Annotated in this window: 20 protein-coding genes; 10 read left to right on the top strand and 10 right to left on the bottom strand. The window is 50.6% G+C overall.

The genetic code is table 11. From position 1 onward, the window contains the following. The first annotated feature begins 335 nt into the window (after positions 1–335). The 5 genes from ACTHTQ_RS04410 (at position 336) to ACTHTQ_RS04390 (ending at position 4,282) form a co-directional block, all read left to right on the top strand. Positions 336–1,811 carry an aldehyde dehydrogenase family protein gene (locus ACTHTQ_RS04410; RefSeq protein WP_049225633.1) on the top strand — a complete coding sequence of 492 codons (1,476 nt, stop codon included), beginning with the start codon at positions 336–338 and terminating at the stop codon, positions 1,809–1,811. 100 nt (positions 1,812–1,911) lie between these two features. After that, positions 1,912–2,343 carry a hypothetical protein gene (locus ACTHTQ_RS04405; RefSeq protein WP_440363210.1) on the top strand — a complete coding sequence of 144 codons (432 nt, stop codon included), beginning with the start codon at positions 1,912–1,914 and terminating at the stop codon, positions 2,341–2,343. An 18-nt stretch (positions 2,344–2,361) separates the two neighbouring features. Next, positions 2,362–2,793 (top strand): hypothetical protein, encoded by a 432-nt coding sequence (locus ACTHTQ_RS04400; RefSeq protein ID WP_440363209.1) that lies wholly within the window; start codon positions 2,362–2,364, stop codon positions 2,791–2,793. A gap of 17 nt (positions 2,794–2,810) precedes the next feature. Beyond that, positions 2,811–3,272 (top strand): hypothetical protein, encoded by a 462-nt coding sequence (locus ACTHTQ_RS04395; RefSeq protein WP_308111465.1) that lies wholly within the window; start codon positions 2,811–2,813, stop codon positions 3,270–3,272. A gap of 26 nt (positions 3,273–3,298) precedes the next feature. Beyond that, the gene (locus ACTHTQ_RS04390; RefSeq protein WP_440363208.1) at positions 3,299–4,282 is read left to right on the top strand and encodes a hypothetical protein; all 984 of its coding nucleotides are present in this window, start codon (positions 3,299–3,301) and stop codon (positions 4,280–4,282) included. 70 nt (positions 4,283–4,352) lie between these two features. Here the strand turns inward: ACTHTQ_RS04390 and ACTHTQ_RS04385 are convergent, their stop codons facing one another. The 3 genes from ACTHTQ_RS04385 to yjgA form a co-directional block, all read right to left on the bottom strand. Beyond that, positions 4,353–5,288, bottom strand: a complete 936-nt coding sequence (locus tag ACTHTQ_RS04385) for a DMT family transporter (protein ID WP_440363207.1) — start codon at positions 5,286–5,288, stop codon at positions 4,353–4,355. A gap of 18 nt (positions 5,289–5,306) precedes the next feature. Continuing rightward, the gene (gene recJ, locus ACTHTQ_RS04380; RefSeq protein ID WP_440363206.1) at positions 5,307–7,007 is read right to left on the bottom strand and encodes a single-stranded-DNA-specific exonuclease RecJ; all 1,701 of its coding nucleotides are present in this window, start codon (positions 7,005–7,007) and stop codon (positions 5,307–5,309) included. Positions 7,008–7,110: 103 nt separating this feature from the next. Beyond that, on the bottom strand, positions 7,111–7,644 hold the full coding sequence (gene yjgA / locus ACTHTQ_RS04375) for a ribosome biogenesis factor YjgA (protein WP_440363205.1): 534 nt from the start codon (positions 7,642–7,644) through the stop codon (positions 7,111–7,113). A gap of 124 nt (positions 7,645–7,768) precedes the next feature. Here yjgA and pmbA point away from each other — a divergent pair, with 124 nt between their 5' ends. The 3 genes from pmbA to ACTHTQ_RS04360 all read left to right on the top strand — a co-directional run bounded on the left by pmbA (position 7,769) and on the right by ACTHTQ_RS04360 (position 11,021). Then, positions 7,769–9,100: a metalloprotease PmbA gene (pmbA, locus tag ACTHTQ_RS04370; protein ID WP_440363204.1), complete on the top strand. Its 1,332-nt coding sequence runs from the start codon at positions 7,769–7,771 to the stop codon at positions 9,098–9,100. Between the two features lie 87 nt (positions 9,101–9,187). Beyond that, a complete protein-coding gene (locus ACTHTQ_RS04365; protein ID WP_440363203.1) occupies positions 9,188–10,357 on the top strand; it encodes a glycosyltransferase in 1,170 nt (389 codons plus the stop codon). A gap of 154 nt (positions 10,358–10,511) precedes the next feature. Beyond that, entirely contained in the window at positions 10,512–11,021 is a 510-nt protein-coding gene (locus ACTHTQ_RS04360) for a cold-shock protein (protein WP_440363202.1), read from the top strand. Positions 11,022–11,114: 93 nt separating this feature from the next. Here ACTHTQ_RS04360 and smc read toward each other — a convergent pair whose 3' ends face one another. Then, positions 11,115–14,600, bottom strand: coding sequence for a chromosome segregation protein SMC (gene smc / locus ACTHTQ_RS04355; RefSeq protein ID WP_440363201.1), 3,486 nt, complete (start codon positions 14,598–14,600; stop codon positions 11,115–11,117). 134 nt (positions 14,601–14,734) lie between these two features. Beyond that, positions 14,735–15,529: a thymidylate synthase gene (locus ACTHTQ_RS04350; RefSeq protein ID WP_070591013.1), complete on the bottom strand. Its 795-nt coding sequence runs from the start codon at positions 15,527–15,529 to the stop codon at positions 14,735–14,737. Positions 15,530–15,942: 413 nt separating this feature from the next. Here ACTHTQ_RS04350 and gdhA point away from each other — a divergent pair, with 413 nt between their 5' ends. Beyond that, positions 15,943–17,277: an NADP-specific glutamate dehydrogenase gene (gdhA, locus tag ACTHTQ_RS04345; protein WP_440363200.1), complete on the top strand. Its 1,335-nt coding sequence runs from the start codon at positions 15,943–15,945 to the stop codon at positions 17,275–17,277. Between the two features lie 70 nt (positions 17,278–17,347). Here gdhA and recG read toward each other — a convergent pair whose 3' ends face one another. The 4 genes from recG to grxC all read right to left on the bottom strand — a co-directional run bounded on the left by recG (position 17,348) and on the right by grxC (position 23,652). Next, positions 17,348–19,387: an ATP-dependent DNA helicase RecG gene (gene recG, locus ACTHTQ_RS04340; RefSeq protein WP_440363238.1), complete on the bottom strand. Its 2,040-nt coding sequence runs from the start codon at positions 19,385–19,387 to the stop codon at positions 17,348–17,350. 248 nt (positions 19,388–19,635) lie between these two features. Further along, the gene (locus ACTHTQ_RS04335; RefSeq protein WP_070631395.1) at positions 19,636–22,680 is read right to left on the bottom strand and encodes a TonB-dependent siderophore receptor; all 3,045 of its coding nucleotides are present in this window, start codon (positions 22,678–22,680) and stop codon (positions 19,636–19,638) included. Between the two features lie 258 nt (positions 22,681–22,938). Beyond that, positions 22,939–23,373 (bottom strand): protein-export chaperone SecB, encoded by a 435-nt coding sequence (secB, locus tag ACTHTQ_RS04330; protein WP_003684095.1) that lies wholly within the window; start codon positions 23,371–23,373, stop codon positions 22,939–22,941. 21 nt (positions 23,374–23,394) lie between these two features. Continuing rightward, positions 23,395–23,652 carry a glutaredoxin 3 gene (gene grxC / locus ACTHTQ_RS04325; RefSeq protein WP_003684090.1) on the bottom strand — a complete coding sequence of 86 codons (258 nt, stop codon included), beginning with the start codon at positions 23,650–23,652 and terminating at the stop codon, positions 23,395–23,397. A gap of 239 nt (positions 23,653–23,891) precedes the next feature. On the opposite strand from grxC, the gene ACTHTQ_RS04320 reads away from it, so the two are divergent. Beyond that, positions 23,892–25,385, top strand: coding sequence for an Rne/Rng family ribonuclease (locus ACTHTQ_RS04320; RefSeq protein WP_440363199.1), 1,494 nt, complete (start codon positions 23,892–23,894; stop codon positions 25,383–25,385). Between the two features lie 57 nt (positions 25,386–25,442). Here ACTHTQ_RS04320 and ACTHTQ_RS04315 read toward each other — a convergent pair whose 3' ends face one another. Beyond that, a complete protein-coding gene (locus ACTHTQ_RS04315; protein WP_440363198.1) occupies positions 25,443–26,111 on the bottom strand; it encodes a DUF3108 domain-containing protein in 669 nt (222 codons plus the stop codon). Positions 26,112–26,127: the final 16 nt, after the last annotated feature.

Genomic DNA, 26,127 nt, shown 5'->3' with positions numbered 1-26,127 from the left:
CACCCTATCTTTTTGAAAAATAAAGAATAAAATGTTATACCATAACATTTTACCTACCTGAAAATATACCTACCAAGCCGCTGAAAAATTCTTACACATATCATGTAAAAAAGGTTGTCTGAAAAATTTAAATATATTAACAAACATGCTTCATTCCCATACGGGGTCAAATCTTATCGGCTTAAATTCCATATTTTAGAAAATTACATATTTGGAATTTTGAGAACGTTATCATTTTTAGTGCTTGAACTGAAAGAGAAAAAATATTATCCTGTTTTCAGATGACGTTTGAGGAACGTCCAAAACCTAAGAAAGATAACTAAGGAGACAGCATCATGGCAAAAGATTTAAATGTGTTTGATAAAGAGTACGGCCTGTTGATTAACGGCGTGTGGACGAAACCCGGCGCGCTTTTGGATTCGTACAATCCCGCCAACGGCGAAGTATTGGCGAAATTCACCGACGCGACCGACGCCGATGTGGATGCTGCCGTCGCCGCCGCGCAAGAAGCGTTCAAAACATGGCGCAAAACCACCACCACCGAACGCGCCGCCATACTCAACAAAATCGCCGATGTGATTGACGAAAACTTGGAATTGTTCGCCTTGCAGGAAACGCTGGACAACGGCAAACCCATCCGCGAAACCCGCGCCGCCGACATCCCGCTGGCTTCCGACCATTTCCGCTACTTTGCCAGTGTGATCCGCGGCGAAGAAGGCACTGCCACCCAGCTTGACTCCGAAGACCTGTCTATCGTCCTGCGCGAACCCATCGGTGTCGTCGGGCAGATTATTCCGTGGAACTTCCCCTTCCTGATGGCGGCTTGGAAAATCGCGCCCGCACTCGCCGCAGGCTGTACCATCGTTATCCACCCGTCTTCCAGCACTTCGCTGAGTCTGTTGTCGTTCGCCCAAAAAATCAACCACTTGCTGCCTAAAGGTGTGTTAAACATCATCACCGGACGCGGTTCTAAATCCGGCGAATACATGCTGCACCACAAAGGCTTCAACAAGCTCGCCTTTACCGGTTCGACCGAAATCGGCCGCCACATCGGCATCGCCGCTGCTGAAATGCTGATTCCCGCCACCTTGGAGCTGGGCGGCAAATCTGCCAACATCTTCTTTGACGACATGCCGTTTGACAAAGCCCTCGAAGGCGCGCAAAAAGGTATTTTGTTCAACCAAGGCCAAGTATGCTGCGCCGGTTCGCGTATCTTCGTTCAGGAAGGCATTTACGACAAATTCGTCAACGCCTTGGCGGAAGAATTCAAAAAAATCAAAGTCGGTCTGCCTTGGGAAGACGACACCCAAATGGGTTCGCAAGTCAACGCCGGTCAGCTTGAAACCATTTTGAAATACGTCAAAATCGGCGAACAGGAAGGCTGCCGCATTATCACCGGCGGTAAGAAAATCGAAGGCGAGTTGGGCAAAGGCGAATTTGTCGAGCCGACCCTGATTGAAGCCGGCAGCAACAGCGCCCGCGTCGCCCAAGAAGAAATCTTCGGCCCGGTTGCCACCGTGATTAAATTCAAAACCGAAGAAGAGGTCATCAAAATGGCGAACGACAGCGAATACGGCCTGGGCGGCGCAGTGTGGAGTACCGACATCAACCGCTGCCTGCGCGTTTCCAATGCGCTGGAAACCGGTCGCGTCTGGGTGAACTGCTACAACCGCCTGCCCGCAGGCGCACCGTTTGGCGGCTACAAAACTTCAGGTATCGGCCGCGAAACCCACAAAATGATGCTCGCCGCGTACACGCAGGTGAAAAACATCTACATTTCCACCCGTGAAGAACGCGAAGGCTTCTATTAATTGAATGTTCGCATGATAGCGGTTTGAACATGATAGGGCAGTTTGAAAACTTTTCAAACTGCCCTATTAATTACACAATAACTTTTTTAGGAGATAAATTATGTCGAAACACAAAACACGTTACATTCTGCCACTGCTAGCCGTAATGGCATCCGCTGCCTATGTTGGTGCAGCAGGGTCGTCTGATAAAGCTGCAAATGCACTTAAACCTCAGAAGGAAAAGAATCTTTGCCCTGAACCTGTTGACCAAATGGATGAAGATTGTTTAGAAATTACTCTGCTGAAACTTGAAAACAAACTGGATATGAAGTACAAAGATTTATTTCGACGTGCCGCTACCAAAGATTCAAAGCTACATGGGCTGTCCAAACAATATTTTATAAATGTCCGTTCAAAATGGAAGGCTTATAAGGAGGAACTTTGTTCCGACCCGACAATCACAACCGATTTGAAAACTCCTTCAGATAAAATCCTCTATCTGTGTGACGTTCAACAAACACAATATCACTTGAAAGCATTGGAACGTTTTTAATTTTTATAGGAGACTGATATGTCGAAACACAAAATCCGTTACATTCTGCCGTTGCTGGCAATAATGACATCTACCGCCTGTATCGGTGCGGTAGGGTCGTCTGGAAAAGCTGCAAATGCCGTTAAACCAAAACAGGAAAAGAATCTTTGTCCCGAACCTGTTGACCAAATGGATGAAGATTGTTTGAGGCTTACCCTATTAGATTTTGAAATTGCATTAAATAAGAAGTACGAAGATTTATTTCGACGTGCCGCTGCCAAAGACCAAAAACTTCATGGCATGACAAAACAGTATTTTGCAAGCATCCGCTCAAAATGGGAGGCTTATCAGGACGAACTATGTTACGACCCGACGGTAACGACCGATTTGAAAACACCGGCGGATCGGATTCACACTCTTTGCGCTATCGAACAGACGCAGCTTCACTTGAAAGCATTGGAACGTTTTTAATTTTTTAGGAGACTGATATGTCGAAACACAAAATCCGTTACATTCTACCGTTGCTGGCAATAATGACATCCGCCGCCTGTGTCGGTGCGGCGGAGCCGTCTGAAAAAGCTGTTCCAAAGGTAACAAGGCAAAAACAGGACAGTAAGGACATTTGTCCTCAGAGCATGATGAAAGACATAGACGGACAAGGCTATGAATGTGTGGATATTTTCAGTATGAGGTTGGAAAAGCAACTGAATAAGAAATACGAAAATCTGCTGCACCGTATCGATTCAAAAGACCCAAAATTGAATGGAGTATCCAAAGAATATTTTTTGACTATCCGTAAGAATTGGGAAAGTTATACGGAAATGCTGTGTTCAGACCCATCCGTTACGACGAAAGTTCGTCCTCTTGCAGGACGCTACATCCGTATTTGCAGATTCGAGCAGAATTTAAACCATTTGAAAGCGTTGGAACGCTTTGAAAATTCTTTATAAAGCTGATAGATAGTTAGGAGGCTGATATGAGTCGTTTTACAGGCGGAGACCATCTGAAACCAGAAGACGGTTTGAAATACTATATACATCAAGCCATGATGGTAAACGAGTTGTCGGGTGGGCGCGGCGCGTACAAAATATCAAATGCGGAGAAGGCTGCCAGCGGTCCGAGTTTCGGTCCTATCCAGTACGACATAGGCGGCAATAATGAAGGGAGGAATTTGTTGGAACGGATTGCGCGAGAGGCAACAGACTCAAAAGGCAACCGTTTTATTTCCGATAATGAAATAAAGCAGATGCAAATCCATCTATACAAGCCATTCAATAAAATGTCTGCCGAAGACAAACAGGTGTATCAAAATCTGAAACCGAAATTGAATCAGGCTTTGGCTTCCGAAATCGGTATCTCATTAATCAATCGGGATTATGATAAGGCACTTGATGACAAAGTTAACAAGGTAAATAACGTTATCTCTAAAATTACAAATCCTGACAATAAAAAATTCCTGCAATCCAATATGCAGGCACAAGTCTTTATTGCCGATATACGCAACCAATATGGCGATAAAGTAAACGATGCTTTGAAGGAGTTCCTCAGCCAGAGTAAAGAAGATAACGGAGTAAGGCTGCCGGGAGGACGACAGGTCAAAGTCGAAGGCAAACTGGATATGGAAGATTTAAAAAACTTCCGTATTAATACGGCTTACGGCGTCAAACATCCCTCCGATGCCCGTCGCAGAGATAACAATATTGAGGAAATTACCGCCCCTACTCGTACAAAACCGTTATCCCAAACAGATAAATTCCATGCCTTAGTTCAAGGCTTGCTCAACGATAAGGACGGCTCTTTCGCCAAACAGGTTTTGGCAGAGAACCGCGAAGTTGTTGATGCTTTCAATGCAAAAGTACAGGAAAGAATGGAACAGGAACGGCAACAAACGGTAGCGAGGGAAATTTCTGTGCAGCAGAATCCTGCGGAAAGGGAATTTGGTGGGCGGTCTTTCGGCTAATCGCTCCACATGAGGCCGTCTGAAACCTGTTTCAGACGGCCTTGCTTTATTCTGTTTCACAATAAATGCTTCATATCTTTCTCAAAAAAAGCCCCATTACTTTCTCTCCGGCCACAGCCAGCAAGGCTCCGACCACAACCACCATGGCACCCACATAGCTGACGATATTCATATCCGAAGCGGCAAAATAATCGGGGGCGAGATGATGGCCGATGGTGGAAAATATCATGGTGAATACAGGAATCAGCGTGGTGACGATACTGACTTTTGAAGCGTCCCAATGATTGAGCGCTTCGCCGAATGAACCGTAGCCGATCAGCGTGTTCAGGCAGCAATAAATAAAGCAGCCCCATAAAAACGGATTGCCGATATGGGCAATTTGCGACGGTTCGGCAAACGGCAGGAAAACAAAGCTGCTGCAAAAATAAATCATGAGCAGGATTTGTTGCGAATTGAAATGTTTGGACAAAAGTTTTTGCGCCACGCCGTAGCACACCCAAATCATGCTGCCCGAAGCCGCCATCATCACGCCGACCGCGTAGCTGCCCAAGCTGAAAAGTTCGCCGAATTTGTCGTTGAAAAACATGGCCAAACCCGTCAGCAAAAGCATCAAGCCGATTTTCTGCCAGTGCGTAAAGGCTTCTTTAAACACACCTACTCCGACCAAAATCATGGTAAAGGGCGAGAGCTGCCACAACACCTGCGTGGTTGTCGGCGAAATATAGTGCAAACCCATGGCAACAAGCACGAAGTTGGCGGAAATGCCGATAATGCCCAGCACCAATAAAAATAAGGTTTGCTTGGAAAATTCAGACGGCCTCGGCAGCTTGCCGGTCAGTCCCAGCAATACAAACAACACCAGAGAAGCCACTAAAAAGCGTACCCACACCAGCGTGGGCGCATCGACGGCTTTTAAGGCCTGTTGCGCGATAACCGGCAGCGAGCCCCAAGTCATGGTGGCAAGCAGCGCCAATGAAAAGCCGAGCCAAGGTTTTTGTTTCTTCATTTTTCAGACGGCCTTTGTTTACGCGGCTTCCCAGTAGTCGATATAAAGCTGCAATTCAAGATTATTCCGCCATTCGTTGGCAACGGGGCGGTACACCGTGCGGATGTATTCGGGAATGTCTTCGCTGCAACGCCAAAACATGGCTTCAAATTCATAGCCGTCTTTTTGCAGCCAGACTTTTTTGTGTTTGCCTTCCGCACCCAAAGGCTGCTGGCGGACAACGTGAAATTCATCGGTAAAACTCGGCGGCGCGAAGCCCTGCCCCCAAACGTGTCGTGCAAGGTTCTGCGCCTGTTCCAGCGTAATGTCGCGTACAGGCAGGCTGCCGTCGGTGATGAAGGTTTGCGACAAATCGTCTTCGCACACCATTTCGCGCACGGCTTCTTCAAAGGCCGTCTGAAACGCGGGAATATTGTGTTCAAGTATGCTCAAACCCGCCGCCATTGCGTGTCCGCCGAATTTCAAAATCAAATCGGGATGACGTTTGGACACCAAATCCAAAGCATCGCGCAGGTGCAGATTGGGAATGGAGCGTCCCGAACCGCGCACTTCGCCGTTGTCGGCAGGCGCAAACACGATGGTCGGACGATAAAAACGGTCTTTGAGGCGGCTGGCAACGATGCCGACCACGCCTTGATGGAAGTCGTCGCGATACGCTACCAAAGTTGTTTGACCTGGAGGCAGGGTTTCGGGAAAGGCGTTCAGCGCGTCTTGTAGCATGGATTGCTCGATTTCGCGGCGCTCGATATTGAGGTCGTTTAACTGCGCCGCCAGTTCCTGCGCTTCGGCATCATCTTGCGCCAACAGACAGGCAATACCGACCGACATATCGTCCAGCCGTCCGGCCGCATTGATGCGCGGTCCCAACGCAAAGCCCATATCGAAAGGCTGAGCCTTGCGCCAATCCCGTCGCGCTACTTCAAACAAGGCGCGGATGCCGGGGCGCATTTTGCCCGAACGCATCCGTTTCAACCCTTGAGACACGAGGATACGGTTGTTGTGGTCTAGAGTAACGACATCGGCAACGGTACCGAGTGCGACCAAATCCAAAAGATCGCCCAGATTCGGCTCTTTCAGGCCGTCTGAAAAATAATTGCGGCGGCGCAGTTCGGCGCGCAAAGCCATCAATACATAAAAAATCACGCCCACGCCCGCCAAGCTTTTACTTTGGAAACCGCAGCCTTTTTGATTCGGATTGACGATGATGCAGTCGGGTACGGTCTCGGCAGGCAGATGGTGGTCGGTCACAATCACATCCAAACCCAATTCCTGCGCACGCGCCACGCCTGCAATGCTGGCGATACCGTTATCCACCGTCACCAATAAATCCACACCTTGCTCTGCCGCGATTTCAGCCAGCTCGGGCGTTAAGCCGTAGCCGTGTTCAAAGCGGTTGGGCACAAGGAAATCCACTTTCGCCCCCATCGCCGCCAAACCGCTCATACCGACGGAACACGCCGTCGCACCGTCGGCATCATAGTCGGCGACAATCAGGATTTTTTCCTGACGCTCAATCGCATCTGCCAAACGGCCGGCGGCGGCTTCGCAGTTTGTCAGCGTTTGATACGGCAAAAGCGCAGCAAGCTTGTCGTCCAACTCGGCCGGACTTTGCACATCACGCGCAGCACACAGCCGTGCAATCAAAGGATCGGTACCGGCAGTGAGCAAGTCGTTAAAAACAGTCGGATTAATGGAACGTGTTTGGATTTTGACGGACATGGTGTGTGGGATTAAATAAAGAGAAAATTAATATTTTTGAAGCGTTTATTTTAAGGAGGAGGCCGTCTGAAACCTGCAATCGGTTTTCAGACGGCCTTAAGGTTTATTTCTCCCAGTCCTGCCCTTCTTCTGAAGCGTCGGATTGACCGGCCTCCATCACTGCTTTAATTTCTTGGAACAGCGCGCGGAAGTTTTTCGGCGGTTTGTTTTGTTCCTGCTCTTTTTTGGTGTTGCGGATCAAGGTGCGCAATTTACCGGCGTCGGCTTGCGGAAAATCGGCCATAAATTGGGTAATCGCGCCATCGTCTGCCAACAGTCGTGTACGCGCCTGCTCGACACGTTGCAAAAAGGCATTGTGCGCCGTATTGTCGCCGCGCAGTTTGGCCAAAAAGGCTTCGATGGGCGCAGGGTCGGTATCGCGCATCAGGCGGCCGATAAATTGTGCTTGGCGTTTGAGCGCGCTGTTGGACGTGATTTTTTTATAGGCGGCAATCGCCTCGAACAGCTCTTCGTCCAAGCCGATTTTTTTCAGTGTATCGCTGGAAAGCTTGGTCAATTCCATACCCAAAGCCTGCAAATCGTTCATCTGCTTTTTCATTTGGGTTTTGCTGACCCATTCGTCTTCTTGTTCAAACATTGTGTTTCCCTGATTTTCTGAATCTGCCTATTTTATCAGTTTTCAGATGGCCTTTCCGTGCGATTTTTGCAGAGGCCGTCTGAAACAGTTAAAATGCCGCAAAACCCTGTCAGGAAACCTTTTTATGCTGTTTAACCACACACCGGACGAGCTGTTGCGCTTGTGCGGACACACGCTGGATTTGGCCAAACAATCCGGCGCCACCGCGGCCGAAGCCGATTTCAGCGAGTCGCTCGGCCAAAGCGTCAGCGTACGCTTGGGCGAAATCGAACAAATCGAGTTCCAACAAGATAAATCTTTAGACATTACGGTCTATGTCGGCCAACGCAAAGGCCGCGCCAGCACTGCCGACTTCTCCGAACGCGCCCTGCAAGATACGGTCAAGGCCGCCATCGATATTGCACGCTATACCGCCGAAGACGATTGCGCCGGCCTTGCCGATGCTGCCTTGATGGCAACCCACATCGGCGACCTCGACCGCTACCACGAATGGGATTTGAATACCGAATCCGCCATCGATTTGGCCAAACAATGCGAACAGGCCGCTCTGTCAACGGACGAACGCATTGAAAATTCCGAAGGCGCATCGGTTCATACCGGCCATTACCAATACGTCTACGGCAACACCCACGGCTTTGCCGCACACCAGCAAAGCACGCACCACAGCATTTCTTGCAGCGTGGTCGCCAGCGACGAACACGGCATGCAGCGCGACTATTGGTACGATTCTTCCTGCCGTCACGAAGACATGGACACGCCCGAACTTATCGGTAAAACCGCAGCCGAACGGACTTTACGCCGTCTGAACAGCCGCAGCGTTCCGACCGGCAGCTATCCCGTACTGTTCGACACCACTGTCGCCGTTGGTTTAATCGGCCACCTCATCGGTGCACTCAGCGGCGGTGCGCTCTACCGTCAAAGCAGCTTCCTGATTGACAGCATCGGCAAACAGGTGCTACCCGAATTTCTCAGTCTGCGCGAAGAACCGCATATCCTGCGCTCGTTCCGCAGCACTTATTTCGATGCCGAAGGCGTCGCCACGCAGCCGCGTTTTGTGGTGAAAGACGGCATCGTCGAAGGCTATTTCCTCAGCAGTTACAGCGCGAAAAAACTCGGCATGCAGACAACGGGCAACGCCGGCGGCGCGCACAATCTGTATCTGAACCACACCCACGCCACGCAGGCCGACCTGTTGAAAGAAATGGGAACAGGTTTGCTGGTTACCGAATTGATGGGGCAAGGCGTCAACGGCATTACCGGCGACTACTCGCGCGGCGCGGCCGGTTTTTGGGTGGAAAACGGCGTCATTGCCTATCCGGTTCAGGAAATCACCATTGCCGGACGTTTGCAGGATATGTACCGCGACATTATCGGCGTGGCAGACGACGCATTACGCCGTTCGTCCAACCAAATCGGCTCCATCTTGGTTTCCAACATGACGGTTGCCGGCAACTGATTGAACTAAATATACAAAAGGCCGTCTGAAAGATATCTTTTCTATTCAGACGGCCTCGCCGTTATCTACTTCCATAAAAAACACATCATGCATATTGTCGTCATCCCCTCTTGGTATCCTTCTTCCGAAACCGACGTGGACGGAATCTTTTTCCGCCTCCAAGCCCAAGCCCTGCAACGCGAAGGCATGAAAATCGGCATGGTCGTACCCATGTTCCGCTACTTGAGAAGCCAGCCGAAAACCATCTTCTCGCGCTTCTACGGCCTGCGCCGCCATCAGCAAGGCGGACTTAACACTTACGCCTACGACAGCATGTATTTCTTCCCGCGCTGTCCGGTTGTCGATATCGACCGCATCCGCTGGGTCAACGCAGGCATGAAAGCTTTTGAAGCCTATATCGCCGACAACGGCAAACCCGACGTAATTCACGCCCACTGCGTCAACTACGCCGGCATTTTGGCCTGCGCCATCTTCAAAAAATACGGCATTCCCTATGTGATTACCGAACACAGCAGCGCCATTTCACGCGGCCTTGTCCGCAAAAACCAATGGCCGTCCATGCACGAAGCCGTGCGCCACAGCGCAGCCCGGTTCGCCGTCAGCCGTGATTTCTGCCGCATTCTCGAAAAAACCTACGCCGGTACAGACTGGCAATACCTGCCCAATATGCTGGGCGGCAATTTTGAAGAGGATTTCGAGTTCCCCGAAAAAAACAATCAAGACTTCACCTTCTGCAGCGTCTCCCACTTGCGCCACCTCAAAGGCCACGACCTGCTCCTGCCTGCTTTTGCAGAAGCACTCAAAACCTATCCGCAGCTCAAACTCAAAATCGGCGGCGGCGGCGCAGAAGAAGGCCGTCTGAAACAATTGGCAAGCGACTTGGGCATCAACCACGCCGTTACCTTTACCGGCGCATTGACCACCGACCAAACCCTAGACCTCATGCGCCACAGCAACGCCTTCGTCCTCGCCAGCCGTACCGAGACCTTCGGCGTCGTCTATATCGAAGCACTGTCACAAGGTTTACCCGTTATCGCCACACGCTGCGGCGGCCCCGAATCCATCGTCACTTCCGACAACGGCCTGCTGGTGCCAATCGAAAACATACCGGAGCTGACCAAAGCATTGCTCACCCTCTACGAAAACCATGCACAATACGAACCCGTCCGTTTGCGCCAAGATTGCCTGCAACAATTCGGCAGCCGTGCCATTGCGCAACACCTGATCGACACCTTCCAAAAAGTGCTTAATAAGTAGGCATAAACCATACAGGCCGTCTGAAATCCTTCAGACGGCCTGCCTGCTTCCAACAAGACAAATCTAGTGTAAAATTAAGACAATAACTAAACTTTTTGATTTAAAATCAGTCCAAGGAAAAACTGTTACCTATAATAATATCCCCACATACATTATGCGCTATTACGGAACGATTACTCGCTGGAACAGCAAACGCGGCTTCGGCGCCGCTACCATAGAAGACACAGGTCAAGAAATCTTTCTTGCCCTTGCCGCCTTCACCACCCTTACCCGCCTTCCGGCCGAAGGGCAACACATCTCCTTCAACATCACAGAAGGCCGACGCGGCCGCAAAGAAGCCGAAAACGTCTGCTTCGCCCTCGATTGCGCCGACTGCTTTGATGTCCTCGTCCCTCCCCCCGAAAACCCCCTCGCCGGCAAACAAGCCATCGTCGGCCTGATCGCCGTTATCTTCGTCTGCAGCATTTTTGCCACCTTGTGGTACGGCCTCCACTTTTCCGATAACACACCGGAAGAGCCGGCCATCAAAAAACAAGAAACCATGGTTCACGAAGTAGCCGCGAAAATCGAAGCGGAACGCAAAGCATGGCGTGATGCCGTCAACCGCAGCAACCAACGCTCGGGGCAGCCTCAACGCGCCAACGATAATACTTCAAAACAATAACACTTTATCCAATACAAAAAGGCCGTCTGAAAAAATGGGAAGATGAAATTATAGATTTCTTCCTCATTCTTTCAGACGGCCTTTGTTCTTACCTCAATTCGGCTCTGCCATTTCCAACGCTTGTTTGATGTCCACGGCAACGACGCGCGAGACGCCTTTTTCCTGCATGGTTACACCGACCAGCTGCTCCGCCATTTCCATGGTTAGGCGGTTGTGGGAGATGTAGAGGAACTGGGTTTGCGCCGACATTTCTTTGACCAGGTTGCAGAAACGCGAGGTATTGGCGTCGTCCAGCGGGGCGTCGACTTCGTCCAGAAGGCAGAAGGGGGCGGGGTTGAGGCTGAACAGGGCGAACACGAGGCTCATGGCGGTGAGGGCTTTTTCGCCGCCGGAGAGGAGGTGGATGGTGCTGTTTTTCTTGCCGGGCGGACGCGCCATGATGGATACGCCGGCGGTCAGGAGGTCGTCGCCTATCATTTTGAGGGTGGCTTCGCCGCCGCCGAACAGGGTCGGGAAGAAGGTTTGGACTTTGCCGTTGACGGCGTCGAAGGTCTCTTTGAAACGCGCTTTGGTTTTGTCGTCGATTTGGGCGATGGCTTCTTCCAAAAGGGTGATGGCGGCCTGCACGTCTTCGCTTTGGCTGCGGTAGTAGCCGTCGCGTTCGCGCGCTTCTTCGAGCTCTTGCAGGGCGGCGAGGTTGACGGCGCCGAGGGCTTCGATTTGCTGGGTGAGGCTGCCGATGCTGCTGTTCAATACTTTCGGCGATTCTTTTGCCAACGCTTCGAGCGCGTCCAAATCGGCGGCGCGTTCGGTCAGGTTTTGATGGTAGCGTTTGGCGTTAATCAGGGCTTCCTGCTGCTGCAACAGGGCGGTTTGGGTGGCGGCCTGAAGCTGCGGCAGCTTGGTTTGCAGGGTTTGTACGCGGGCGTATTGCTCCCTGCCCTGTTCCTGAATCTGCGCGAGTTTTTCCTGCACGGCGATGTATTCTTCGTCCAGCGTGTGTACGGCTTCGGTCAGCTCGTCGAGCTTGATGTGCTGCTCGTCGTTTTGGAACTCGGTTTCATAGGCGAGGGCAAGCTCTTGCTGGCGTTCCTGCCAGTCGAGGGTTTGCTGTTCGAGTCGGGCGATTTGCTGTTGGTAGTTTTGTTTTTGCTGGTTGAGCTTGTGGACGGCGACTTCGGCAAGCCCGTATTGGCGGTTGGCTTCCAACAGGGCAAGCTGCGCCTGTTTCAGACGGCCTTGCTGCTCTTGGCGGCTGTGCGCGGTGGTTTGCTGCTGGTGTTCGAGTTCGGCGGCGGCTTCCTGCAAAGTAACGATGTCGTCTGAAAGACCGTCGGACGCGTGTTGCAACACGGTCTGTTCTTCCGCCAACTGCGCCAGTTCGCGCCCGATGTGTTCGCGGCGGATTTGCCCTTGGTTGGTACGCGCCAGAAGTTCGGCGGCGCGTTGCTGCGCTTGACTGTATTGGCGCGTGTGTTGTTGTTGCTGCTGCATCAGGTTTTTGTGCTGCGTTTCAGACGAGCGCACGGCAGCCTCTGCCTGTTTGAACGCGGCTTCGGCGGCGGAAAGTTCGGGGGCGAGGTTTTCCAGTTCGGACGCGATGCCGTCGAGACGGGCTTTTTGGGCAATCAGGCTTTCCTGCGCGGGTTTGGCATAGAGCAGGACGCTGACTTTGTCGACCTGATGGCCTTCGGGAGTGAGCCAGATTTGATGCGCGCCCAAATCGCTTTGATGCGCGAGGGCGTAGCTCAAATCGGGCGCGCACAATACGCCGTCAAGCCAGTGGTGCAATGCCGTCTGAAACGGCGGCTGCGCTTGGATTTGGTTCAGCAATGCCTGTACGGGCAGGGATTTTTTAATGCCGCCGGAGAGATCGTCTGAAAGCCATGCCGCCTGCCCTTGCGGCAAAGGCGCGGGCGGAACGAAGCCGTTCGGTACGGCGCGGGCGTGCAGGCGTTCGGCAAGGATGACGGACAAGGCGTGCTGCCACTCGGCGGGCGCGGTGATGTGTTGCCACAGTTGCGGCGCGGCGGCGTGGTCGGTTGCCTGCCAGAAGTCGGCGGCTTCCTGCTGTTGCGACAGGATTTGCGACAACGCCTGCTGCTGCGCCTGCAAGGTAATGTGTTGCTGCTTCAGGCTTTGGAAGCGGTTTGAGGCCGTCTGAAACGCTTCGCGGGCGGCGTGTAAGGCTTCTTCGGCGGCAATGATTTGTTCTTCGTAATGCTCTTGTTGGCTTTGCAACAAGGCGGCGGCTTCCTGCGCGGCGGCGGTTTCGGCTTCGTCGGGCAGGTTCAGGGCTTGGTTTTCCTGTTTCAGACGACCTTTGCGCTCTTCGTGCTTGGCAACGGTTTGTTCGGCATGGGCAAGCTGCTGCTGCTTCAACGCCAGTTCGCGGCGAATGCGGTTTGCCTCGTCCTGCTGGGTTTGGAAGGCGGCGTTGAGCGTGGCTTGGGCTTCTTCCAATTCGGGCAGACGCTCTTCGTGTTCGGCAACCTGCATCGCCCATTCTGCCAACTCGGTTTGCTTTTCTTCGGCCTGCAACTCGTTTTCTTCAAGCTGCACGCGGATTTGCTGCTGCTCCTGATGGATGCGCTGCATCTGCGCCTGCGCCGCCTGCTTGTCGCGTTCGATGCGTTGGCGCAGGTTTTGCTGATGGCGGATTTGTTCTTCCAAACGGGCAATCTGCTCGCGCAACACGCCGCGTTTGTTGCTCAATTCGTGTACCGCCTGCTGCTGCGACTGTTCGGCGGTCTGCAAGGCGTGTACTTCGTCGTTTAACGCCTGAACCTGCGCGGCGGTTTCATCCTGCTGCGCCTGCAAAGATTGATGCTGCGCGGTCGCCTTGTCGGCGGTGGCAAGCGATTGCCGCCATTGGGCGTAATCGAGCAAATCCTGTTGTTGGTTCAACTGCGCGGTCAGGGATTTGTAGCGTTCGGCGGTTTCCGCCTGTTTCTCCAGTTTTTCCACCTGACGCGCCAATTCGTTCTGCAAATCGCCCAAACGCTGCAAATGCTCGCGTGTGTCTTTCAGACGACCTTCCGTCTCCTTGCGGCGTTCCTTATATTTGGACACGCCCGCCGCCTCCTCGATATAGGCGCGCAACTCCTCCGGCCGCGCTTCGATGATGCGCGAAATCATCCCCTGCTCAATAACGGCATAACCGCGCGCACCCACGCCCGTACCCAGAAACAAATCGGTAATGTCGCGGCGGCGCACGGTCTGATTGTTGATGAAATATGTTGATTCACCCTGACGCGTCAGCTGCCGCTTGATGCTCACCTCGGCATACTGCCCCCACGCCCCCTGCAAACTGTGGTCGCTGTTGTCAAACACCAGCTCCACCGAAGCTCTCGGCGCAGGACGGCGCGTCGCCGCACCGTTAAAAATCACGTCCTGCATACTCTCGCCGCGAAGCTGCTTCGCCGAAGCCTCACCCAGCACCCAGCGCACCGCGTCAATCACATTCGACTTGCCGCAGCCGTTCGGCCCGATAACCGCAACAAGCTGCCCCGGCACATGAATCGTGGTCGGGTCGGTAAAAGATTTGAAGCCGGAGAGTTTGATGTGGGTAAGGCGCATGGCAATGTTTCGAATCGGAAAAGAAGGCGTATTTTAACGGAAATACGCTTATCCGTTGAGAGAAAATCTGACAACTCAAATCAAATAAAAAGGCCGTCTGAAGTTTCAGACGGCCTTTTTATTTTTAATTTGAATTACACCGATACGGCTGCTTTGATGTGCGGATGCGGATCATAGCCTTCCAACTCGAAGTCTTCAAATTTGAAGGCAAACAAATCTTTGACTTCAGGGTTGATTTTCATGGTCGGCAGGTTTCGGAAATCGCGGCTTAATTGCAGCTGGGCCTGCTCGATATGGTTGCTGTACAAATGCGCATCACCAAACGTATGAATAAACTCACCGGCTTCCAAGCCGCACACTTGCGCCATCATCATGGTCAACAATGCATAGCTGGCGATATTGAACGGCACGCCAAGGAAAATATCGGCGCTGCGTTGGTAAAGCTGGCAGGACAGCTTGCCGTTGGCAACGTAAAACTGAAACAGCGCGTGGCAAGGCGGCAAGGCCATTTCGTCGACCAAAGCCGGATTCCATGCCGATACAATCAGGCGGCGCGAGTCGGGGTTTTTCTTGATTTGTTCAACCACATTGGCAATTTGGTCGATATGGCGGCCGTCGGGTGCGGGCCAGCTGCGCCATTGATAGCCGTAAACCGGGCCCAAATCGCCGTTTTCATCCGCCCATTCGTCCCAAATGGAAACGTTGTTGTCTTTCAGGTATTTGATATTGGTATCGCCTTTGAGAAACCAAAGCAGCTCATGAATAATCGAGCGCAGATGCAGTTTTTTGGTGGTCAACAGCGGAAAGCCTTCACTCAAATCAAAACGCATTTGGTAACCGAACACGGAACGCGTGCCGGTGCCGGTACGGTCGGATTTATCGATACCATTGTCGAGAACATGGCGCATAAGGTCGTGATAGGCTTTCATGTGTTTCCTTAATGTATGTGTTGTGGGAATTTCGTGTGTATTGTACCGAATTTTCAGACGGCCTGCCTCCCTGTCTTCAATGGGGCAACCTTCCCCATATTCTCGTAGTACACTCATTAACAATGTTGACAATTTAGCGCTAATTTACACAAATTTTGAGCTGAATTAAATTTTTACAAAAAATTTTTCAACATTTTCTAGTTTAATTACTTAGTATTTTATTTTTATAAAAACATATTTTATGAAATATTTTTATATATTTTTAATTAAATTTAAAATATAATTCCATTTTTACAAATTGGTAAAAAAATAATGTCAACAATCTAGGCAAAATTTTTCTTGGCAAGTAAAATTTTTACAGCTATATTTCAAAACATAAATATTGAAATATCTCACTCAATAGGAGTAGGAAAATGACCGACCTGAACACTCTATTTACCAATCTCAAACAACGCAATCCCAACCAAGAACCCTTCCATCAAGCTGTTGAAGAAGTGTTCATGAGTTTGGATCCGTTTTTGGCGAAAAACCCGAAATACACCCAACAAAGCCTGCTTGAGCGTATTGTTGAGCCGGAGCGCGTGATTATGTTCCGCGTCACTTGGATGGACGACAAAGGCCAAGTCCAAGTCAACCGCGGCTACCGCATCCAAATGAATTCTGCCATCGGCCCTTACAAAGGCGGCTTGCGCTTCCACCCTACCGTCGATTTAGGCGTGTTGAAATTCCTCGCTTTTGAACAAGTCTTCAAAAATGCGCTGACCACCCTGCCTATGGGCGGCGGAAAAGGTGGTTCCGACTTTGATCCTAAAGGCAAATCCGATGCTGAAGTAATGCGCTTCTGCCAAGCCTTTATGACCGAACTCTACCGCCACATCGGCGCCGACACCGACGTTCCTGCCGGCGACATCGGCGTAGGCGGCCGCGAAATCGGCTATCTGTTCGGCCAATACAAAAAAATCCGCAACGAATTTGCTTCCGTCCTGACCGGCAAAGGCCTCGAATGGGGCGGCAGCCTGATTCGCCCTGAAGCCACCGGCTACGGCTGCGTGTATTTTGCCCAAGCCATGTTGGAAACCCGCAACGACAGCATCGAAGGCAAACGCGTGTTGATTTCCGGCTCCGGCAACGTGGCGCAATACGCTGCCGAAAAAGCCATCCAACTGGGTGCAAAAGTATTGACCGTTTCCGACTCCAACGGCTTTGTCCTCTTCCCTGACAGCGGTATGACTGAAGCGCAATTGGCCGCTTTGATCGAGCTGAAAGAAGTACGCCGCGAACGCATGGCCACTTACGCCAAAGAACAAGGCCTGCAATACTTTGAAAACCAAAAACCGTGGAACATCGCGGCCGAAGTCGCCCTGCCTTGCGCCACCCAAAACGAATTGGATGCAGACGCTGCCAAAATCCTGCTGGCCAACGGTTGCTATGTGGTTGCCGAAGGTGCGAACATGCCGTCAACTTTGGGCGCAGTCGAACAATTTATCAAAGCCGGCATCCTCTACGCTCCGGGTAAAGCCTCCAACGCCGGCGGCGTAGCGACTTCAGGTTTGGAAATGAGTCAAAACGCCATCCGCCTGTCTTGGACACGCGAAGAAGTGGACAGCCGCCTGTTCGACATCATGCACAGCATCCATGAGTCTTGCCTGAAATACGGCAAAGTCGGCGACAAAGTGAACTATGTCAATGGTGCGAACATTGCCGGTTTCGTTAAAGTTGCCGATGCCATGTTGGCGCAAGGTTTCTAAAAGCTGTATCAACGCAAATCATAAGGCCGTCTGAAATATTTCAGACGGCCTTTTTCTTTTCAAATAAATTTTATACGCCCAAATAACCTTCCCTGCTGGAAAGCCATCTTGCCAAATGCGCTTCGACGATTTCAGGGTTTTGCTCAATCAGCAAAGGGGCGATTTCGCGCGCTTGTTCTAAAAGGTGTAAGTCTTCTTCAAGGTTGGCAAAGCGCAGCATGGGAACGCCGCTTTGGCGCGCGCCGAGAAATTCGCCGGGTCCGCGGATGTTGAGGTCTTGGCGGGCGATTTCGAAGCCATCGGTGTGTTCGTAGATGACTTTCAGCCGCGCTTTGGCGAGTTCGCTCAAGGGTTCGGCAAACAGGAGGACACACACGCTTTCTGCCGCGCCACGCCCTACCCGTCCGCGTAATTGGTGTAGCTGCGCCAAGCCCATGCGTTCAGCGTGTTCGATCACCATCAGGGCGGCATTGGGCACATCTACGCCGACTTCGATGACGGTGGTGGCGACCAAGACGTTCAGACGGCCTGCGGCAAACTCCGCCATGACTTCGGCTTTTTCAGCGGCTTTCATGCGCCCGTGTACCAAGCCAATGCTGAGTTCGGGTAAGGCCGTCTGAAGTTGCTCGAGGGTTTCGGTAGCGGTTTGCAGTTGCAGGGTTTCGCTTTCTTCAATCAGCGGGCAGACCCAGTATGCCTGCTGCCCTTTGCGGCAGATGTTGAGAACGAAGCCTTCGACTTCGGCGCGGCGGACGTTGTTGACGAGGCGGGTTTTAATCGGGGTGCGCCCGGGCGGTAATTCGTCGATGACGGACACGTCCAAGTCGGCGAAGAAACTCATGGCAAGCGTGCGCGGGATGGGCGTGGCGGACATCATCAGCTGGTGGACGTCGCGCCCTTTGTTTTTGAGGGCGAGGCGTTGGGCGACGCCGAAGCGGTGTTGCTCGTCCACAATCACCAAGCCCAGATTTTGGAACTCGACGTCGTCTGAAAACAGGGCGTGCGTGCCGACAGCGATTTTAACGGTGCCGTCGGCAAGTTTGGCTTTGGCTTCGTCTTTGGCTTTTTTGCGCTGGCTGCCGGAAAGCCAGACGACTTCGAGTCCTAAAGGTTCAAGCCATTGTTTGAACTTGATGAAATGCTGTTCGGCAAGGATTTCAGTCGGCGCCATCACAGCCGCCTGCGCGCCGGATTCGATGGCGGTCAGCGCGGACAAGGCGGCGACGATGGTTTTGCCACTGCCGACATCGCCTTGCAGCAGGCGGTGCATCGGGTGGGTTTGCGCCATGTCGCGGCGGATTTCGGATACGACTCTTTCTTGGGCATCGGTCAGGGCAAACGGCAAAGCGTGGCGCAGGGCTTGGGTCAACGTGCCGTCGCCGCCCAATGCCGCCGCCGTGCCGCTGACGCGCTTCTGTCGCGCCAGCCGCATGGACAACTGTTGTGCCAAAAGTTCGTCGAATTTGAGCCGCTGCCATGCGGGAAGCGCGCCGTCGGAAAGCTGGTGGATGGTAAAACTCGGCGGCGGCGAATGCAAAAGGCGCAGACTTTCGGCGAGGTGCGGCAGTTTCAGACGACCCAATAAGGCATCGGGCAGCGTGTCGTGCAGCGGCGTAACGTCCAAGGCCGTCTGAATAATACGGCGCAAAGTGGGTTGATTTAAACCGTTTACGGTCGGATAAATCGGCGTAAGGCTTTCTGCCAAACCGCTGCTCTCGGCATCGCGGATTTTAGGATGAATCATCTCGTCGCCGTAAAACCCGTGTTTGATTTCGCCCACGGCGCGGATGCGCTTGCCGACCGCCATCTGTTTCTGGTTGCTGGCATAAAAGTGGATAAAGCGCAGAAAAAGGACGTTGCCGGAACCGTCGGCGATTTGAACGATCAGCTGCTTGCGCGGCTTAAAAGTCACTTCCTGATGAATGACTTCACCCTCGACCTGACACGGCACGCCGATCGGCGCATCCTTAATCGGCATGATGTGCGTCTCGTCCTCATAACGCAACGGCAGGTGCAACACCAAATCCCATGCGGTATGGAGGTTGAGTTTTTCGAGTTTCTTGGCGGAAACATCGGTGATTTTGAGCTGTTTTTGGGTTTCGGGCGTCATCTTAAAAGGCAGCTGATTTAAAGTTTGCTGTATTTTATCCGAAAACAAAAAGGCCGTCTGAACGTAATGTTTCAGACGGCCTTCAAAGCTGAATACTTGAAACAAATTAATATTTGAAAATACGCCGGCTATCGAATCAACTTCAGCCATTGTTAGAAAACAGCTTTCAAAAAAGAAGGATGTTCAATCCATACTTTTATCAGGAATTTAGCCAATAATGTTTACATACCCAATCATTATCCATTCTCCTAAAAATGCCAATCCAATTTCAATTTGACTGTCCGCGGTTCGCCATAGAAATTGTTTTGACCTCGCGTACGGTTGTAGTTATTTTCAAAATACGTCCTGTCAGCCAGGTTAGTTCCGATCAAGCTGATTCTGCCGTGTTTGTGAAAGTCATATTGAACAAAGCCATCGATAAGTCCGTAGCCTCCTTGGCGAATATTGTAAAGGCTACTTGTGCGACTTTGCGCAGATATTCCGCCGCCCAAGGTCAACTTAGTCTGAGGCAAGCGGTAGCTTGTACCGAGGCGGAACATATGTACCGGCGTGAAGTTACTGAAGTTATACGGGTCGGCAGTCGTGTTTTTCTCCAACCGCTCCGCATTGACTTCTGCAGCATTTTTATACTTACTTTTGTTATATGTGTAGCCAACAAAAATACGCCAGTTTTCCGACAATTCGCCAGCCAATTCAAGTTCTGCACCGCTGCTCTTAACCTTACCCACAGGTTTAGCGATGGTTTGGAATGAACCTCCGTTACGACTAGTATCGGGAACAAATCCGAAATCGACAACGGTTCGGTTTTTCTGCTGTAAAACAAATAAGGCAAGCGAAGCATTCAGACGGCCTTGCAAGAACGACCCTTTCCAACCTATTTCATAGTTAGTACCGATGAGTGGTGGAAGAACGGATTTGCTGGTTACATCAACGTTATCCTGTTGTTTAAAAATCTTAGTATAGCTGGCATACAAGCTTTGTTGCGGTGTCAGGTCGTAGGTAATGCCGGCATATGGCGTGAACCTATGACTTTGCATTTTTGAGGTGTAGTGTTCTTTGTCGATTTTGTTACTACTCTCAGTTTGAAATGCCGTAGCAGGCTGGCCGTAGCGTACAGGCATTTCTTTGGCTTGTGTGGTTTCATAGCGCGTATAGTGCATACCACCCAAGAGATGCAAACGGTTGGTTGCATTAAAGCGGGTACTGAAAGTCAAAGAATGTGTTTTATTCGTGTTAAGGTATTTCGAATAATTGTATAACGCCGGAACATGATCATCTGCAACCTGAACAGTTTTCCACAGCGGCGTTTTCAGATATTGGTTTGCCCATTTCAAATTTCCCTCTTCATCCCGCTCCTGTATTTTGTTTCCATTTGCATCCAATTCGTAAACAGGATCTTGCACCATTACGCGCTCACCATTGTCATTGACTGTCCAGACAGGCTTGCCCTCCGCATCCAAACGAGGAGTATATTTGGTAATATGCGCGCCACTGCATTCCGGCACATAGATTTTGTTATTACCTTTTTCGTTATAAATATGCCAATCTGGTTCGACAATGCCTTTTTCTAAAGGATTACGCTCCGGACCATCGGGATGAATGCCGCAACTGCCTGCACCTGCATAACCTTGAGGACGGACAAAATAACGGTTTTGATATATTTCCGTATAGGCAGAACGGATTTTTTCATTGTTATACGCATAACCGACAAAGAAATCATGTTCACGTCCAAGCAGGCGGTAGTTACCTGTCAGATCCAACTTAAAGCCCCATTGCACATCATGTTTGGTATAGTGCAACGGCATGAAGTTGTAACGGCGGTTGTATGTGTAGCGAAGATTGTATGCTGAGTCGTATAGACGGTTGGGAAACAGGCCTTCTGCATTGTTAATAATGCCTTGCTTTGCAAGCTCCTTATCAACAAACTCTTTTTTATCTACTTCTACACCAGGATCCTGCCAATCGTTGCACAGAAAATCCAAACCAATGTCCTGCATACATTGATCAAAACCTGCCCGACGTGCTGCCGCCCTTTGGGAGCGATATTGTTCAAAAGCAGATGCATCGAAACGGTGGGCAACGTAATCTGCTTTTTTCTCTTCATATGTTTTAGTGACGCCATCACGATATTCTTTTAATTTTGCCAACGCCTTGTCTTTAGGCTCAAAAGGGATAACCTCTCCCTTCTCGGTCAAGAAACCCGTTGCCGCAGATGCTGAAATACCTGCCGCATGTTCGTTTTTTAAGAAAAATTGTCCGACTTTGGCATCTGAATCATTACGCGTATAAGAAATTTCGGCATTGAGTTGCCATCCATTGTCAAAGACATGTTTGAAACCGGAAAAAATATTGTATTTATCAGCCTTCAGGCGTGACCATGAGGTTTCACCCAAATAAGTATTACGTGGCAATTTCAAAGGATTGTTACAGGCCGGACTGGAGCTGAAGGCCGCAGTTTTTTGATCCTCACAAGGTAAAATCACGCCGGCAAAATCGGGAATGTCTTTATTTTTCTGATAAGTACCACCCAAAGTCAGCATACTGTTATCACTCAAATCCGTATCAATCACACCATAAACCATGTCTTTCTTGTTCCATACACCCTCTTTAAAAGAGCGGTGGTCCTCATGAACACCAACCAGCCTACCGCGTACCGTATGTTCATTATTCAAGCTTCCAGATACATCCAAAGCCAAACGCTTGCTGCCCCTATGGTCAGTGCTGATTTCACCTGTATGCTTAAACAGAGCTGTTGGTCGCTTACGGATTAAATTAATGGTTCCACCCGGTTCAGAATTGGACTGAGTAAGACCGGTTGCACCTCTGACAACCTCAATGTGGTCATAAACAGCAAGATCTGTACTTGGTGAGACATCGATTTTTGCCGTATAGCCTGAACGTCCAGACACATTAGTGGTAATACCGTCTTCACCAATCTGATCAACATAGAAACCACGAGACAAAAAACGAGTTTGTAGGCCCGAATCGCGAACCACGTTGATTCCCGTAGTGTTTTTCATTGCATCTTCTAAAGAATATATTGCTTTATCATCTAGCTGCCGACGCGTCATTACGCTCACCGACTGCGGTGTATCCTTGCCTGAAATACGCAACCCAGTCGCCGTTGTCATCGTTCCGATTGTATAAGACTGACTGCGCTCGGTATTCCTTTGTGCCTGCCGTTTGCCACTGACCTTGACCGTATCCATATCTACATGTTCAACTTCTTGATGTCCCGTATCTGCAAAAACAGCTTGGCAAGGCAGCACCAATAACAAACAAATTGTTTTCATTTGAAAATCAGGTTTCACAACTATTTCCTTAATTAATAGAATCTACTTACTGGATAAAATTCTAATTTGTTGATTTTAAATGGTATATAAACCTATAAAAATTAAAAATATTATCGTAATGATAAACGATATCATTATATACTTATTACATTAATATATGAATTTCTTATTATAGATTTTTCTTATGTCCTAATTTTCAAATAAAAAAGGCCGTCTGAACGTAATGTTTCAGACGGCCTTAATTTAGGTATAACGCGATTAAGCGTTAGCTCCCTGTTGTTCTTCGTAGATTGCTTCGAAGTTGATCGGAGCAAGCAGTACAGGTGGGAAGCCGGCGCGGGTTACGCTGTTGGAAATGGCTTCGCGTGCGTAAGGGAACAGGATGTTTGGACAAGCAACGCCCAGCAGCAGTTGTACGTCTTCTTCAGGAATGTTTTCCAGACGGAAGATGCCGCTTTGGGTTACTTCGTTCAAGAACATGGTGCGCTCTTCGTTCAGTTTGGCAGTCACGGTCACGGTAACGTCAACGCTGTAGAAGCCGTCTTCCAGTTTGGTGCTGCCGGTAGAAACGCGCATATCCACTTCAGGCTCGCCTTGTTCCAAGAAGATTTGTGGTGCGTGAGGCACTTCCAAAGACAAGTCTTTTACATACAGACGCTCAACGCTGAATACGGGTTGCAATTCTTCGCTCATTTTATTTTCCTAAGTTAAGGGTTAAGGATTCAGTAATTCGTCCAACTTGCCTTCCTGCTGCAAGCGGTACAAATCGGTAAAGCCACCGACATGGGTGTCGCCGATAAAAATCTGCGGCACGCTGCGCTGGCCGGAAAGCTGCTGCATTTCGGCAAAAACTTCCGGATTGCCGTCGATGCGGATTTCGTTGATTTCTTTCACACCCACCGCCTGCAACAGCCTTTTCGCCATGGTGCAGTACGGGCAATATGGACCGGTATAAACAGTAACGGTTTGCATGATTTCTTCCAAAATACCAATGTTCATGACTATATGGGCATAGATGCTATTTTACAAGTATTCCCGCCGTACGGTTGTAAAAAACATTCAGACGGCCTCTTGACCATAAACATTTGTGCAGATGCGGAAAAACCATAATTAAAGTATGATAAGCGCTTTCGCAGAATAACTTTTGCCATTTGTTTTTTTTGGAGAAGAACACATCGCAAAAGTTTTTCTATTCAAAATCAGGTATCCCCATGCTTTCAGGAATTCCCATCCCCAAGGACGCCGTGCGTCCGTCCGAAACCGTCCTCGTCAACATCACGCCACAAGAAACGCGTGTGGCCGTTTTGGAAGAGAACAATATCTGCGAGCTGCACATCGAGCGCAACAGCGGCCATAGCTTGGTCGGCAATATTTATTTGGGCGTCGTCAAACGCGTCCTTCCCGGCATGCAAAGCGCGTTTATCGATATCGGCTTGGAACGCGCCGCGTTTTTACATATCGTCGATGTCCTCGAACAACGCCGCAATCCGGACGAAACCCAACGCATCGAACACATGCTCTTTGAAGGTCAGTCCGTCTTGGTTCAGGTCATCAAAGACCCCATCAACACCAAAGGCGCGCGCCTGTCCACCCAAATCTCGCTGGCCGGCCGTTTCCTCGTCCATCTTCCGCAAGAAGACCACATCGGCATTTCACAACGCATTGAAGACGATGCCGAACGCAGCAATTTAAGGGAGCGCCTCAACAACCTGCTGCCCGAAAACGCCTGCCACGGCTACATCATCCGCACCAACGCTGAAAACGCTTCCGATGACCAACTGCAATCAGACATCAACTATCTGACCAAAGTGTGGGAACACATTCAAAAACAGGCAAAAATTCAGCCGCCCGAAACCCTCCTCTATCAAGATTTGCCTTTGAGCCTGCGCGTATTGCGCGATATGTTCAGCCTCGATACGCACAAAATCCTGGTCGACTCGACTGAAAACCACCGCCGCATGACTCAGTTTGCCGAACAATACGTTCAAGGTGCATTGGGCAGGATCGAATTGTTTAAAGGCGAACGCCCCCTATTTGAAACCCACAACATCGAGCAGGAAATCGCCCGCGCCCTGCAACCGCGCGTCAATCTCAACTTCGGCAGCTACCTCATCATCGAGTCCACCGAAGCCATGACCACCATCGATGTCAACACCGGCGGCTTTGTCGGCGCGCGCAATTTTGATGAAACCATCTTCCGCACCAACCTCGAAGCCTGCCACACCATCGCCCGCGAACTTCGCCTGCGCAATCTCGGCGGCATCATCATCATCGACTTCATCGATATGGCGCAGGAAGTCCACCGCGAAGCCGTCCTGCAAGAGCTTGCCAAAGCCCTCGCCTTCGACCGTACCCGCGTCACCCTCAACGGCTTTACCAGTCTGGGCCTTGTCGAACTGACCCGCAAACGCTCGCGTGAAAACTTAAGCCAAATCCTCTGCGAACCCTGCCCTTCCTGCCAAGGCCGGGGCCGTCTGAAAACGCCGCAAACCGTGTGCTACGAAATCCAACGCGAAATCGTCCGCGAAGCGCGCCGCTATGATGTCCAAGCCTTCCGTATTTTGGCCGCTCCGAATGTCATCGACTTGTTCCTAGACGAAGAATCGCAATCGCTGGCGATGTTGATAGACTTTATCGGCAAGCCGATTTCGCTGGCAGTCGAAACCGCCTACACGCAGGAGCAATACGATATTGTGTTGCTGTAAAGATAAAAGGCCGTCTGAAAACTTTTCAGACGGCCTTCTTGTTTGAGCAAATAAAGATTACGGTTTCACTACTTTACCGTTGATTTTGACAGAGGTCAGTTTCAGGTTGTAGGTTTTGCCGTCATCGGTATAGCTGATTTGCGCAGGGATATTGTCGATATCGGAAGCAAAAGAGTAAGTTACGGTATCGTCGCCACGGCGGACGCGATATTTGCTCACTGGCGTTGTACCGCCGTTCAGTTTATAGCTTTCGCTGCCGATTTTGTTCATGCTGCCGACGGTGTACAGTTTTTTACCGTTGGTAATTTTCAAACCTGACGGCAGGCGCACGTCATTGGCGGCCAATTGCCATGCCAAAGTGAACAAGTCCATGGCCGGGCTGGATTTTTCGGTTTTCAAATCACCGGCTTTGCCATAAGTGATATTGCCGCCGGAGAATTTGGCCTCGGCATACACTTTGCCGCCGCGTACATCTTTGTAGTAAGACGGATGCAAGGTTGTGCCGTTGATGCTGCCGCCGGATTCAAAACGGATATTGTAAAGCGGTACTTTGATGGTAGAGACGATTTTGTATTGGTTGCCGCTGCGTGTGAAGGTCATGGTCGCAGGAATACCGTAGCTGCCTGAGTATTGCAAAACGGCAGATTGCGGCAATTCAGCGGCTTGTGCGCCGATAGAGGCAGTGAGCAGGGAAAGTGTCAGCAGGGTTGTTTTAATCGGATTCATGATGTTTTCCTTGTGT

The organism is Neisseria sp. P0020.S003 (assembly GCF_051957095.1).
Lineage (GTDB): Bacteria > Pseudomonadota > Gammaproteobacteria > Burkholderiales > Neisseriaceae > Neisseria > Neisseria subflava.
Note: the sequence above shows the minus strand (reverse complement) of the source record. Positions and strands in the feature narration are given on the sequence as shown.

Excerpts from the sequence above, each read along its gene's own strand:
- ACTHTQ_RS04410 (WP_049225633.1), top strand. The coding sequence starts at position 336 with ATGGCAAAAGATTTAAATGTGTTTGATAAAGAGTACGGCCTGTTGATT.
- ACTHTQ_RS04405 (WP_440363210.1), top strand. The coding sequence starts at position 1,912 with ATGTCGAAACACAAAACACGTTACATTCTGCCACTGCTAGCCGTAATG.
- ACTHTQ_RS04400 (WP_440363209.1), top strand. The coding sequence starts at position 2,362 with ATGTCGAAACACAAAATCCGTTACATTCTGCCGTTGCTGGCAATAATG.
- ACTHTQ_RS04395 (WP_308111465.1), top strand. The coding sequence starts at position 2,811 with ATGTCGAAACACAAAATCCGTTACATTCTACCGTTGCTGGCAATAATG.
- ACTHTQ_RS04390 (WP_440363208.1), top strand. The coding sequence starts at position 3,299 with ATGAGTCGTTTTACAGGCGGAGACCATCTGAAACCAGAAGACGGTTTG.
- ACTHTQ_RS04385 (WP_440363207.1), bottom strand. The coding sequence starts at position 5,288 with ATGAAGAAACAAAAACCTTGGCTCGGCTTTTCATTGGCGCTGCTTGCC.
- recJ (WP_440363206.1), bottom strand. The coding sequence starts at position 7,007 with ATGTCCGTCAAAATCCAAACACGTTCCATTAATCCGACTGTTTTTAAC.
- yjgA (WP_440363205.1), bottom strand. The coding sequence starts at position 7,644 with ATGTTTGAACAAGAAGACGAATGGGTCAGCAAAACCCAAATGAAAAAG.
- pmbA (WP_440363204.1), top strand. The coding sequence starts at position 7,769 with ATGCTGTTTAACCACACACCGGACGAGCTGTTGCGCTTGTGCGGACAC.
- ACTHTQ_RS04365 (WP_440363203.1), top strand. The coding sequence starts at position 9,188 with ATGCATATTGTCGTCATCCCCTCTTGGTATCCTTCTTCCGAAACCGAC.
- ACTHTQ_RS04360 (WP_440363202.1), top strand. The coding sequence starts at position 10,512 with ATGCGCTATTACGGAACGATTACTCGCTGGAACAGCAAACGCGGCTTC.
- smc (WP_440363201.1), bottom strand. The coding sequence starts at position 14,600 with ATGCGCCTTACCCACATCAAACTCTCCGGCTTCAAATCTTTTACCGAC.
- ACTHTQ_RS04350 (WP_070591013.1), bottom strand. The coding sequence starts at position 15,529 with ATGAAAGCCTATCACGACCTTATGCGCCATGTTCTCGACAATGGTATC.
- gdhA (WP_440363200.1), top strand. The coding sequence starts at position 15,943 with ATGACCGACCTGAACACTCTATTTACCAATCTCAAACAACGCAATCCC.
- recG (WP_440363238.1), bottom strand. The coding sequence starts at position 19,387 with ATGACGCCCGAAACCCAAAAACAGCTCAAAATCACCGATGTTTCCGCC.
- ACTHTQ_RS04335 (WP_070631395.1), bottom strand. The coding sequence starts at position 22,680 with ATGAAAACAATTTGTTTGTTATTGGTGCTGCCTTGCCAAGCTGTTTTT.
- secB (WP_003684095.1), bottom strand. The coding sequence starts at position 23,373 with ATGAGCGAAGAATTGCAACCCGTATTCAGCGTTGAGCGTCTGTATGTA.
- grxC (WP_003684090.1), bottom strand. The coding sequence starts at position 23,652 with ATGCAAACCGTTACTGTTTATACCGGTCCATATTGCCCGTACTGCACC.
- ACTHTQ_RS04320 (WP_440363199.1), top strand. The coding sequence starts at position 23,892 with ATGCTTTCAGGAATTCCCATCCCCAAGGACGCCGTGCGTCCGTCCGAA.
- ACTHTQ_RS04315 (WP_440363198.1), bottom strand. The coding sequence starts at position 26,111 with ATGAATCCGATTAAAACAACCCTGCTGACACTTTCCCTGCTCACTGCC.